General features: G+C 75.5%; 9 protein-coding genes. 7 read left to right on the top strand and 2 right to left on the bottom strand.

Annotated elements, in window-relative coordinates; genetic code table 11:
- Positions 1-8: 8 nt before the first annotated feature.
- From ACX9I7_RS22770 to ACX9I7_RS22760, 3 genes are all read left to right on the top strand, one after another.
- Entirely contained in the window at positions 9-902 is an 894-nt protein-coding gene (locus ACX9I7_RS22770; RefSeq protein ID WP_459388342.1) for an ADP-ribosylglycohydrolase family protein, read from the top strand.
- A 65-nt stretch (positions 903-967) separates the two neighbouring features.
- On the top strand, positions 968-1,669 hold the full coding sequence (locus ACX9I7_RS22765; RefSeq protein WP_387572030.1) for a ribonuclease HII: 702 nt from the start codon (positions 968-970) through the stop codon (positions 1,667-1,669).
- 65 nt (positions 1,670-1,734) lie between these two features.
- On the top strand, positions 1,735-2,328 hold the full coding sequence (locus ACX9I7_RS22760; protein ID WP_459388341.1) for a hypothetical protein: 594 nt from the start codon (positions 1,735-1,737) through the stop codon (positions 2,326-2,328).
- A 60-nt stretch (positions 2,329-2,388) separates the two neighbouring features.
- On the opposite strand, the gene ACX9I7_RS22755 is transcribed toward ACX9I7_RS22760, so the two are convergent.
- Both ACX9I7_RS22755 and ACX9I7_RS22750 read right to left on the bottom strand, forming a co-directional pair.
- Positions 2,389-2,976, bottom strand: coding sequence for a hypothetical protein (locus tag ACX9I7_RS22755; RefSeq protein ID WP_387572024.1), 588 nt, complete (start codon positions 2,974-2,976; stop codon positions 2,389-2,391).
- A 230-nt stretch (positions 2,977-3,206) separates the two neighbouring features.
- Positions 3,207-5,372, bottom strand: coding sequence for a RecQ family ATP-dependent DNA helicase (locus ACX9I7_RS22750; protein ID WP_387572021.1), 2,166 nt, complete (start codon positions 5,370-5,372; stop codon positions 3,207-3,209).
- A gap of 157 nt (positions 5,373-5,529) precedes the next feature.
- Between ACX9I7_RS22750 and ACX9I7_RS22745 the strand changes: the two genes are divergently transcribed.
- The 4 genes from ACX9I7_RS22745 (at position 5,530) to ACX9I7_RS22730 (ending at position 12,212) form a co-directional block, all read left to right on the top strand.
- On the top strand, positions 5,530-7,215 hold the full coding sequence (locus ACX9I7_RS22745) for a DUF4192 domain-containing protein (protein ID WP_459388340.1): 1,686 nt from the start codon (positions 5,530-5,532) through the stop codon (positions 7,213-7,215).
- A 197-nt stretch (positions 7,216-7,412) separates the two neighbouring features.
- Entirely contained in the window at positions 7,413-9,428 is a 2,016-nt protein-coding gene (locus ACX9I7_RS22740) for a glycogen debranching N-terminal domain-containing protein (protein ID WP_459388348.1), read from the top strand.
- Positions 9,429-9,516: 88 nt separating this feature from the next.
- Positions 9,517-10,278 carry an NUDIX hydrolase gene (locus ACX9I7_RS22735; protein ID WP_459388339.1) on the top strand — a complete coding sequence of 254 codons (762 nt, stop codon included), beginning with the start codon at positions 9,517-9,519 and terminating at the stop codon, positions 10,276-10,278.
- 149 nt (positions 10,279-10,427) lie between these two features.
- On the top strand, positions 10,428-12,212 hold the full coding sequence (locus ACX9I7_RS22730) for an ABC transporter ATP-binding protein (RefSeq protein ID WP_387572012.1): 1,785 nt from the start codon (positions 10,428-10,430) through the stop codon (positions 12,210-12,212).
- Positions 12,213-12,333: the final 121 nt, after the last annotated feature.

The following is a 12,333-nucleotide window of genomic DNA, read 5'->3' as shown; positions in this document are numbered from 1 at the left end:
TCGCAGCGATGACAGCTGACCGATTCCACCGAGCCCTGGCGAGCCTCCGGGGGCTGGCCGTGGGTGACGCCCTCGGCTCCCAGTTCTTCGTCCCCGCCCACTATCCGTCCCTCAAACGCCGCGAGCTCCCGCCCGCGCCCTGGAGCTGGACCGACGACACCGAGATGGCCTGCTCCGTCCTGGCCGTCCTGGTCGAGCACGGCCGTATCGACCAGGACGCCCTCGCGCGCTCCTTCGCGGAGCACCACGACTTCGACCGCGGCTACGGTCCCGCGGTCAACCGGATGCTGCGCCTGATCAGGGAGGGCGGCGACTGGCGCGAGCTGGCCGCCGCGCTGTTCAAGGGGCAGGGGTCCTGGGGCAACGGCGCCGCCATGCGCATCGCCCCGCTGGGCGCCTGGTACGCCGACGACCCCGAGCAGGCCACGCACCAGGCCGAGATCTCGGCGTACACCACCCACCAGCACCGCGAGGCCGTGGCCGGCGCCATGGCCGTGGCCGCCGCGGCGGCCATCGCCGCGAGCCCGTCCGGCGCCACCGGCCCCGAGGCCCTCCTGGACGGGGTGATCGCTCTCGTGCCGCGCAGCGCGGTCCAGCAGGGGCTGCGCCGCGCCCGCGACATGCTCGACTACGCCGACACCAACACCGTCGCCGCCGTCCTGGGCTGCGGCCGGCGGACCGGCGCCCACGACACCGTGCCCTTCGCGCTGTGGGTCGCGGCCCGCCACCTCGACTCGTTCGAGGAGGCGTTCTGGACGACGGCGCGGGCCGGCGGTGACGTGGACACCACCTCCGCGATCGCCGGAGGAGTGGTCGCCGCGTCGGAACGAGGTGCTCCGCCAACTGCCTGGCTGGAGTCCACGGAAGCCCTCCCCGGCTGGCTTCCGGCCGCTTCGCGCTGAGCGGACGGAAGGAGCGGGGGCGGGACGGGACAGTCCGGCCTCGAAGGCGTAACCTTGCAGGCGTCATGCCCTATCAACCGCCTACCCACAGCGTCGAGCGCTCCCTCCGAGCGACGACCGGAGCAAAGATCGTCGCCGGTGTGGACGAGGTCGGCCGGGGCGCCTGGGCCGGTCCCGTCACCGTGTGCGCGGCCGTCACCGGCCTCCGCCGTCCGCCCGAGGGGCTCACGGACTCCAAGCTGCTGACGCTCAAGCGGCGCACCGCACTCGCCGTCGAGCTGGAGTCCTGGGTCACCGCGTACGCGCTCGGCCACTCCTCCCCACAGGAGATCGACGACCTGGGCATGACGGCGGCCCTGCGGCTGGCGGCCACCCGGGCGCTCGAAGCGCTGCCCGTACGGCCCGACGCGGTGATCCTCGACGGCAAGCACGACTACCTCGGGGCGCCCTGGAAGGTCCGTACGGTCATCAAGGGCGACCAGTCCTGCGTGGTCGTGTCCGCCGCCTCCGTGATCGCCAAGGTGCGGCGGGACGCCATGATGGCCGAACTGGGCGAGCTGCACGCCGACTTCGCCTTCGGTGACAACGCGGGCTATCCGTCGCCCGTGCACCGCGCCGCACTCGAGGAGCTGGGCCCCACCCCGCACCACCGGCTGTCGTGGTCCTACCTGGACGCGCTGCCCCGGTGGCAGCACCTCAAGCGAGCACGTATCAGCCCCGACGACATGGCCTTGGAGGCCGGTGGCCAGCTCGGCTTCGACTTCTGATCCGGACGGGCGCACAGCGCCACCCGCCGACGCGACTCGCACCGGCGTTTGATAAACATCAACTCATGCCTCTCATCCCCGAGGAGCCTCAGATTCACGAGAGTGTCCCGGGTCCCCGCGCGGTACCGGCCCCCGGCCGGACCGCGGCGACCCCCCGCCCTGTCCCTGGTCCCCGACCGGCCCCCATACGGCCCGGCGGCACCGGCCCGCAACGCACCGCCGTCCCGGCCCAGCGCGCCCCTCGCGAGCAGGCCGCGGGAGCCCCGGCGGCCACCCCGCAGATCCAGCTGATCCCGGCCACCGCGCAGGGCGCCCTGGACGCCGCCGACGAGGCCGTCGACGTGCTGCTCGACAGCGGTCGGGCCCCCGGCGAGGTGCTGGTCCTCACCACCGGCGACCCGCACCCCTGGGCCGCGCACGAGCTGTCCTTCGGCGAGGCGTCCTACTGGGCGCAGCACGACGCCGGGGACGACGTCTTCTACACCGCCGCCGACGCCCAGCGGGCCGCGCCCCGCCCGGTCGTCGTCGTGGCCGTCAACGGCGGGTCGGACGCAGCGGTGGCCGACGCGCTGCCCGCGGCCATGGCCCGCGCCGGCGCGCTGCTGATCGTCTGCGGTGACCCGCAGCGCGTCAACAGCCTTCTGGCCGCTGACGCCTGACGGACGCGCACGGTGGCCGGCCGCTCGTGAGGGAGCCGTCGGCCACCGTGTCGTATCGCCCTACCGGGCCACCGTGCGGCGGTGCGCCTCGGGCGCTCCGCCGCCGGAGCTCAGTGACGTGACCGGATAGGCGGCGGAGCAGGGCCGGCGCCCGCTGCGTCCCTCGCCGAGGATCCGCCATCCGGTGCGGGTGAGTGTGATGTACGCGCCGCAGCGCAGACCGTGCAGCGCGCAGGCGTCACGCAGGGCCCACATCCACGCGCCGTCCTCCTCCGTCCAATGGGACGCGCCCGCACGGCAGTAGAGCAGTACGGCCGTGCGGACCGGAGTGCGTCTGCGCAGGTCATGAGGGATCACCCGGCGCAGCTGGGTGAGGAGCGCGTTGCGCAGCTCCCAGCCGTCGGCGGGATCCGCGCGTCCGGTGTGCCGGGCGAAGGAGGCGCTGGCCACGAGCCGTTCGTCCGGCTGGAAGACGGCGACGACCGCCGTGGACGGCGTCGGCGCGTGCCGGGCGTGGAGCCCGCTGACCACCTCGCGCGGATTGCGCAGCAGGGGGACTCCCGAAGCGATCCAGTCCGCCGGTTCGAGCAGTCTGCCCGGGCGGGGAACGGAGTCGGCGGACGAGGGTGGAGTGAAGCCGAAGGCCATGATTCTCCCTTCGTCTGCACGCCCACGATCCGGTGCGGGAGCTCAGGCAGGGCGTACACCGCGGCATACGGCGCGACAGCGGTCCGGCGGGCCCGTGCGACGGGCGGGAGCGGGGGACCGGTCCAATTCTCGCGGCCCCGGCCGCCGCGCGGCAACGATCAATTGCCGCCATTGACCGGTATCCGCTGTTCCGGGGCCCGGAGTTCCGGGCCGCCCGACCGCCACGCGCGTCACCCCTGAACGGCCAGGACCAGAGGGAACACCTCCTTCGCACCGGAGCGCCGAAGGAGCCGCGCCGCCACGGCGAGGGTCCAGCCGGTGTCGGTCATGTCGTCGACGAGAAGGACCGGCCCGCCGGCCGACGCCAGGGCCTCCGCGAGGGCCGGCGGCACGGTCAGCGCCCCGTCCAGCGCCCGCAGCCGCTGGGCGCTGTTGGTGCGGGGCACCCGGGTGTCCGCGTCCGTGTCCCGGTACTCGATCGTGCCGAGGAGGGGCATGCGGCCGATGGCGGCGATGCGCTCGCCGAGCGAGCGGATCAGCAGCGGCCGGGTCCGGGAGGCGACGGTGACGACCCCCACCGGGCGGGCCGGGGCGTCCGGGGCGCCGGACGCCCAACCGCCCGATCCCCGCGCCCAGTCGGCCAGCACGGTCACCACCGCGTCGGCCACGTCGTCCGGAACGGAGACGTCCGGGGCCTGCGGCGCCAGGAGGGGGCGCAGCCGGTTGCCCCAGCCGATGTCGGAGAGCCGCCCGAGCGCCCGGCCGGGCGCCGCCTGCTCACCCGGGGGGATGCGCCCCTTGAGGTCCACACCGACCGCGGCCATCCCCGTCGGCCACATCCGGCGCGGCTCCACCTCGACTCCCGGTCGTCCCAGCTCGCCCCGGGAGGCGTCCAGGGCCGCGCCGGAGACGCCGGCGGAGAACCGGGACCCGGCGCAGTTGTCGCACCGCCCGCAGGGCGCCGCCGCCTCGTCGTCCAACTGCCGCCGCAGGAACTCCATCCGGCACCCGGTCGTCGCCGCGTACTCCCGCATGGCCTGCTGCTCCGCCTCGCGCTGCCGCGCCACCCACGCGTACCGCTCGCCGTCGTACGCCCAGGGCTCGCCGGTCGCGGTCCAGCCGCCGCGGACCCGGCGCACGGCGCCGTCCACGTCGAGGACCTTCAGCATGGTCTCCAGCCGGGAGCGCCGGAGGTCCACCAGCGGTTCGAGGGCGGGCAGCGACAGCGGACGGTCGGCGGTGGCCAGCACGTCGAGCGTGCGACGGACCTGCTCCTCCGGCGGGAAGGCCAGCGACGCGAAGTACTTCCAGATCGCCTCGTCCTCACGCCCGGGCAGCAGCAGCACCTCGGCGTGCTCGACGCCGCGCCCGGCCCGGCCCACCTGCTGGTAGTACGCGATGGGGGAGGAGGGGGAACCGAGGTGGACGACGAAGCCGAGGTCGGGCTTGTCGAAGCCCATGCCGAGCGCGGAGGTGGCCACCAGCGCCTTGACGCGGTTCGCCTGCAGGTCCTCCTCGGCCTGCTGACGGTCGGCGTTCTCGGTCTTGCCGGTGTACGAGGCGACGGTGTGGCCGCGGCGGCGCAGGAACGCGGCGACCTCCTCTGCGGCGGCGACCGTGAGCGTGTAGACGATGCCCGAACCGGGGAGCTCGTCGAGGTGATCGGCGAGCCAGGCCAGGCGGTGGGCGGCGTCCGGGAGCTCCAGGACGGCGAGGCTCAGGCTCTCCCGGTCCAGCGGACCGCGCAGCACCAGCGCCTCCTCGGCCCCCTCACCCGTACCCAGCTGCTCGGCGACGTCGGCGGTGACGCGGGCGTTCGCCGTGGCGGTCGTCGCGAGCACCGGCACCCCGGGCGGCAGGTCGGCGAGCATGGTCCGCAGCCGGCGGTAGTCGGGCCGGAAGTCATGGCCCCAGTCGGAGATGCAGTGCGCCTCGTCCACGACGAGCAGACCGGTGGCGGCGGCGAGCTTGGGCAGCACGTTGTCCCGGAAGTCCGGGTTGTTGAGCCGCTCCGGGCTCACCAGCAGCACGTCCACCTCGCCCGCCGCGACCTCGGCCTGGACGGTCTCCCACTCCTCGGTGTTGGAGGAATTGATCGTGCGCGCGTGGATGCCCGCCCGCGCGGCCGCCTCGACCTGGTTGCGCATCAGGGCGAGCAGGGGAGAGACGATCACGGTCGGGCCGCTGCCCCGCGCCCGCAGCAGGGCGGTCGCGACGAAGTACACCGCGGACTTGCCCCACCCGGTGCGCTGGACCACCAGCGCGCGGCGGCGGTCGGCGACGAGGGCCTCGATCGCGCGCCACTGGTCCTCGCGCAGTCTCGCCGTGCCCGTGGCGTCTCCGACGAGACGGGCGAGGACGGTATCCGCCGAGACGCGGAGGGCTTCGTTGGTCATGCCCCCATGCAACACGAGGACACTGACAACGCGCGAACCGGTGGCCGGACCTGTGGAAAACCCGCGCGGACGTTTCTCCACAGGAGTAGTACGACAATACTTCTGGAGTTATCCACAGGGCTGGCGGGCTCGGACGGCCTCGCGGGACTCTCGGGCCATGACCCACCACAACGAGTCCTCCCGCCCCTCCACCGACTCCTCCGCCGCCTGGAACACCCCGCCGGACGCGCAGATCACGCTGCGCAGCCCGGCCGAACTCGCCGACGCCCTTCCGTACTTGCTGGGCTTCCACCCCAACGACAGCGTGGTGATGCTGGCCCTCCACGGCGAGCGCGGCCGCTTCGGCGGGCGGCTCAGGCTCGGCATCCCGGGCCCGGACGAGTGGCCCGACGTCAGCCGGCAGCTCGCCGAGACCCTGATCGCGGGCTGCGACAAGCGGGGTGCCCGGCCCGACGGCATCGTCCTGTTCCTCTGCCAGGACCCCGCGGGAGGGGAGACCGGCCGCCAGGTCATGGAGCGGCTCCGCCCGCTGGCCCAGAGCCTGCGCCTGGCCTGCGGCGGGCTGGACGTCCCCGTCTACGAGGCGCTGTGCCTCTCCGACGGCCGCTACTGGTCCTACTGCTGCCCAGACGAACGCTGCTGCCCGCCGGACGGCGCGCCGCTGACCCCTCTCGGCACCTCGGTCATGGCGGCGGCCGCCGCCTACGCGGGAATCCAGGTGCGCGGAACGCTCCGCGAGATGGAGGCCCGGTACGCCCCGCTCACCGGAGGACGGGCGATGGAGCAGCAGTCCGCGCTGGACGCGGCCGCCGCCGACCTCGTTCCGCGCATCCTCGCCGGCACCGCCGGCCGGACCGTACGGCAGGAGACGCTGGACCTGGTGAGCCTGGTCGTGGGCCGGTTCCACACGGCCCGGCCCGTCATCGGCCGGGTGGAAGCCGATGCCCGTGACGACGACCTTCTGGCCGCCGACGAGGCGGCGGCCGTCATCCTCGGCCTTCAGGACCGCACCACGCGCGACCACGCCGCGGAATGGATGGAGGGCCCCCGGGCCCCTGCGGTGCTGCGCTTGTGGCGGGCTCTCGTCCGGCGGTGCGTGCCGCCCTACACGGAGCACGCGGCCGCGCCCCTCGCCCTCGCGGGCTGGGTCGCCTGGTCGATCGGCGACCACCCCGAGGCACGGGTCGCCCTGAGCCGGGCCCTGAGCGCCGACCCCGAATACCTCTTCGCCCAGCTCCTGCACCGCGCGTGCAACGACGGCATGGACCCCGAACACCTCCGTCGCTGTCTGCGCCGCGAACGCGCCGACCGCGCGGTGCACACGGCCGCCCAAGCCGAAGCGGCCCGCGCGGCGGCCGCCGACGCGAGGAGCCGGAAGCCCGCTACGGGGGCGGGGCCCGGTGCTATGGCCGAGGAGGACGAGGCGGTCATGACGAGCCCTGTGCCGACCATGACGAGCCCGGTGCCGGCTACGGAGACGGCGGTGGTCGGGAACGCGGCAGTGATGGACGAAAGGGAAGCGATGGAGGTGATGGGAGCGACGGGGGCAATGGAAGCGACGGAAGCAGTGGAAGTGATGGAAGCAGTGCAAGTGATGGAAGCGGCGGAACGCGCGGGCGAGCGGCGACGCCGTGACCGGCCCGCGAGCGCCGGTGCGAGGTCGACCGGTGCGGGGTCGGCCGATGCGGGGCCCGCCCGCCCGGCAGGCCCGAGCGGGCCGGGCTCTTCTGCCGCGCCGGGCTCTCCGGGCGGGCCCGTGGGCCCAGCGGGCGCCGGTGGGCCCGAGGGCCGGGCGCGTACGCGGCGGCGCGGTGGGCAGCGGGGCGCGCGGAGCCGGTCATGACCCCGGCTTCCGTGCGCCACCGTGACTTCGGCGGGCCCGGCGCCGTTCACCTATGTGGCCGTAATCGTCGTCGGCGACCGTCATCGGCCACCCGGCGGTCCCCTGACGACCGCCGGACGCCGGACCGCGAGAGCCCAGGGAGCGCAGACACCGTGCAAGGCATCGCCCCCAAGGGTCCTTCGACCCACACGCCCCAGCTGGTTCAGCGTCCGCCCGAGCAGCGGCGCGGCGGCGGTGCGCGCCCCCAGGGGCCGCAGCCCGTTCACGAGGCACTGATCTGCGTCTCCCTCCCGGCGCTCGCGATCTCCCGGGCGCACGGGCAGCTCACCGGGCACGGACTCGACGGGTTCTACCGCAGCGGCCGCAGGCTCCTGGGCACGTGCCGGGTGCGGATCGCGGGGGTCGAGCCGATGCCCGTGCAGGGTCGGATGGTCGGCGCGGACCGCGCCCGCTTCGTCGGCACGGTGCGCACCCCCGCCGACGCCGGGCCGGATCCAGCCGTCACCGTCGAGCGGCTGCGCGACGCCGAGGGCGTGGAGCGGATCGTCGTCCGCAGTTCGGCGGCGCAGGAGCTGACGCTGCCCGTGGAAGTGGCCCTGGGCACCGACCTCGCCGAGCTGGCCGCGATCGCCGCCGGGGCCGCCGGGCCCGAGATCCCCGCCGATGTCCACGCCTCCGGGCTGCGCTGGTCGGCCCCCAGGCTGCACGCGGTGGTCACCGCCGACCCGGCCCCGGACGACGTCCTCGCCTCGGCGGGACTGCTGTGCTGGGAGATACGGCTGCCGCCCGGGGGCAGCCGGAGCATCGAGCTGCGGGTGCGCCCCGAGTTGCCAGGTCGCCCGCACGCGGCCGAGTCGGCGACGCACGGCCGGGGCGGGGCGGCGCCGCCCTGGGGAGAGGCCGAGGCCGACGGTGACGACCCACGGGTTCCGGCACTGCTGGCGACGGCCCTCGGCGACCTTCGCGCGCTCCTCGTGCGCGATCCCGTCCACCCGGGCGACGCCCACCTCGCCGCCGGCATCCCCTGGCGGTGCGGCCAGCTCGCCCCCGCCGAGGCCCTCTGGGCGGCCCGGATGGCCCTGCCCCTGGGCGTCCGGCTGGCCGCCGGCACGCTGCGCACCCTGGCGCGTACCCAGATCGCCGGCCCGGGCCCCGACACCGGCAGGATCCCCGGGGCGCTCCGGCACTCGGGCGCCCATCTGCCCCCCGGGTGCACCGGCGTCGAGGCGACCCTGCTGTTCCCCGTCGTCCTCGCGGAGGCCCGTCGCTGGGGGCTTCCGGAGCAGGAGACCGAGGCCCTGCTGCCCGCCGCCGAGCGGTGCCTGGAGTGGCTGCGGGCCGCCACCGGGGACCGGGTGTACCTCGCGGACCCGGCGCCCGGTGGGCCGTACCGCTGCGAGGTCCAGGCACACGCCCACCGGGCCGCGTCCCTCGGGGCCGACCTGCTGGAGGCATACGGCCGCCCCGGCGCGGAGGGGCTGCGCGAGTGGGCGGCGGCCTTGCGCCGCCGCTTCCGGGAGGACTTCTGGGCCGACGACCCCGGTGGTGGGCGGCCCGTGGCCGCGCGCACGGCCGACGGCCGGCTGATACCCCACCTGGGCTGCGCGGCGGCCCACCTGCTGGACACGGGGCTGCTCGGAGCGGGGGAGTACGGCCCGGGGCTGCTCGACAGGGTGCAGACCGAGCAACTCGCCCGGCTGCTCGGCGGGCCCGCCCTCGACTCGGGCTGGGGGCTGCGCAGCCTGGGGGCGAAGGAACCGGGGCACAACCCCTTCGGGCACCGCGGGGGCGCCGTACGAGTCCATGAGACGGCGGTCGCCGTGGCCGGGCTGATGACGGCCGGATACGAGAAGGAGGCCACCGGGCTGCTCCGGGGGGTTCTCGACGCCTCCGAGTCCTTCGGCCATCGGCTGCCGGAGATGTACGCGGGGGATCAGCGGACCACGGGCGGAGCGCCGCTGCCGCACCCGGCGGCCTGCCGGCCCGCCGCCGTGGCCGCCGCCGGCGCGGTCCAGCTGCTGACGGCCGCGGCCGGGGTGCGTCCCGACGTCCCGGCGGGCGGGGTGACGGTCCGGCCGCCGCGCTCGGCGCCGCTCGGGGAGCTGCGGTTCACCGGGCTGCGCGTCGCCGAGCGGCCGTTCTCCGTACGGATCAGCAGGCTCGGGCTCGGCATGGTCGAGGAAGCCGCGGCCGGACTGCAGCTGGGGGTGTGAGCGGATGAGCGCCGGGTTCGTGGCCGGACCGCTCATGGGGGGAGCGGAAGAGCCTGTTTATCGTCAGGAAGACGACTATGATCACGGTATGCCCTACGACCCGTCGGCCTTCCCGCCCTTCGCAGTCACCGTCGACCTGGTCGTGCTCACCGTGCGGCGCCACGCGCTGTGCGCGCTGGCCGTCCGCCGCGGCGAGCCCCCGTTCCAGGGCCGGTGGGCCCTGCCCGGCGGGTTCGTGCGGGGCGACGAGGACCTGGCGACGGCGGCCGCCCGGGAGCTGGCCGAGGAGACCGGGCTGCAGGCCCACGACCCGGCGGCGGCCGCGAACGCCAACGCCGCGCACCTCGAACAACTCGCCACGTACGGCGACCCCAAGCGCGATCCCCGGATGCGCGTGGTGAGCGTGGCCCACCTCGCGCTCGCGCCCGACCTGCCGGCCCCGCGCCCGGGCGGCGACGCGCGCAGCGTGCGCTGGGCCCCCGTCGAGGACCTGCTGGACCAGGAGGTCGGATACGGGCGCGAGGGCGAGCAGGCCGCGCCGCTGGCCTTCGATCACGCCCGCATCCTCGCGGACGGCGTCGAGCGCGCCCGGTCGAAGATCGAGTACTCCTCGCTGGCCACGGCCTTCTGCCCGCAGGAGTTCACGGTCGGCGAGCTCCGACGGGTCTACGAAGCGGTGTGGGGCGTCGCGCTGGACCCGCGGAACTTCCACCGCAAGGTCACCGGCACGCCGGGGTTCCTGGTGCCCACGGGCGGGACGACGACACGCCAGGGCGGGCGTCCGGCGCAGCTCTTCCGGGCGGGCGGGGCCACGCTGCTCAATCCGCCCATGCTGCGGCCCGAGGCGTAGCCCCGGAGCTCGCGGGGACCGAAGCGGAAGAGGGCACCGGGGCCGCCGCCGGAGGGGACACGCGGCGGCGGGTATCCGCAGTGCGCAGCAAATAGGACATATCGGGTTACGGTGCTGCGGTACGGTCCCGCCGTCCCGCGAGTGAAGCCATGATCCAGGCCATCGGGCTGACCAGCCTCTCCCGCCGCCACCAGCCCCCCGCCGTCGACGACCTCACCTTCGAGGCCCGCCCCGGGCGCGTCACCGTGCTGCTCGGCGAGCCCGGCTCCGGCAAGACCGCCGCCCTGCGCCTGATGCTGCGACTCGACCCGGGGCGCGGCGTCGCCCTCTTCCGCGGCCGCACCCTGGACCGGATCCCCCACCCCGCCCGCGAGATCGGCGTCCTCCTCGGGGACGTCCCCGGCCACCCCGGTCGCACGGCCCGCGGCCATCTGCGCATGCTCAGCGCCGCGGCCGGGGTCCCCGCCGAGCGCGCCGATGACGTTCTCGAGGTCGTCGGCCTCAGCGGCCTCGCCGATCAGCGCCTCGGTGACTTCTCGCTCGGCATGGACCGCCGCCTCGGCCTCGCCTCCGCCCTCCTCGGCGACCCCCACACCCTCGTCCTCGACGAACCCGCCGGAGGACTCTCCCCCCGCGAGACCGCGTGGCTCCACGGACTCCTGCGCGGCTACGCGGCCCAGGGCGGAGCCGTCCTGGTCACCTCGCGCGACCCGGCCGAGGCGGCCCGCATCGCCGACCAGGTCGTCACCATCGACGAGGGACGTCTCGTCGCCGACCAGGACGGGTCCGCGTTCTCCGGCACCCGCCTGCGCCCCCGCGTCGCCGTCCAGTCGCCCCTGGCGAACCGCCTCGCCCACGTCCTGGCCGAGGAGGCGGACTCGGCGGACGAGCGGCCGGGCGGCCCTCCCGTCGAGGTCGTGCGCGAAGGGGGCAGCCGCCTCTTCGTCTACGGCAGCAGCTGCGCCGTCGTCGGCGAGACCGCCTTTCGCCACGGCATCCTCGTGCACCGCCTTGCGGAGGAGACCGTGGACACCGGCCCCGTCGCACCGCTGCGGCGCGCCGACGGCCGCGGGTCCGGCGCCGCGGCCGACGAGGACGCTCCGGACGGACCCGCCGTGCCGGAGGCCGCCGCGCCCCGCTCCGGTCTGCGGCGCCGGCTCCCCGCCCCGAGCCCGGCGTGGCCTCTGCGCTACGAACTGCGCCGCGCCACCGGCGTACGCACCGGCTGGGGCGTGGCGGGCGGGGCGCTCGTCATGTCCGTGCTCGCCTCCGTCCTGCTCGCGCGCGCCGGAGCTGCCCCGGCACTGCGGCTGCTCGCCGGCTGGCCGCTCTGGCTTCCCCTGCCGCCGGTCGCCTTCGCGGCCGGTCTCCTGGGCGCGCTCTCCTTCGGCCAGGAATTCCGCTACCCCGCCCTCGCCCCCGACCAGGGCACCGTGCCGCGCAGGCTGGGGCTGCTCGGCGCCAAGCTCGCCGTCTCGGCGGGAACCGCCCTGCTCCTCGCGCTGACCGCGCTCGGCCTCGACTCCGCCGCCCTGCGGATCCTCTTCGGCCCGGCCGTCCCCCTCCTCCCCGGCGGCTGGGCGGCCGCGCTCGTGGGCTGGGCCTGCCTCGTCCTGGGGTGCGCCTGGGCGGGGCTGCTCGCGGCCGGGCTGTTCCGGTCCACCGCGCTCGGGCTGGTGGCGGTCCTCGCCGTGCCCACGCTGGTGGTGCCCGTGCTCGGTGGCGCGCTCTCCCGGCCCGAGGCCCGGTCGCTGATCGGTCTGCCGGAGCGGCTGCGCTCGGCGGCCCTGGTGCGCTGGCCGTCCGGGCTCGACCAGGGGATCGAGGCGGCGCTGCGCCTGATGTCCCAGCCGATCGGCTGGGCGCTCGCGCTGTCGCTGACGGGGCTGCTCGGCGCCTATGTGCTGACCGTGATCCGCGGGCGGCCCAGGTGAGCGCTGTGCTAGTGCGCCTCGCCGGTCCGGGGAGAACGCAGAGTGACAATCAGCCCGGAGGGCCTGCGGAGAAATCGGCGAGGGAGTCACTCTCCGCAGTCGGTCAGCCCAGGGAGCCGCC

Source organism: Streptomyces sp. L500, assembly GCF_054551825.1.
Note: the sequence above shows the minus strand (reverse complement) of the source record. Positions and strands in the feature narration are given on the sequence as shown.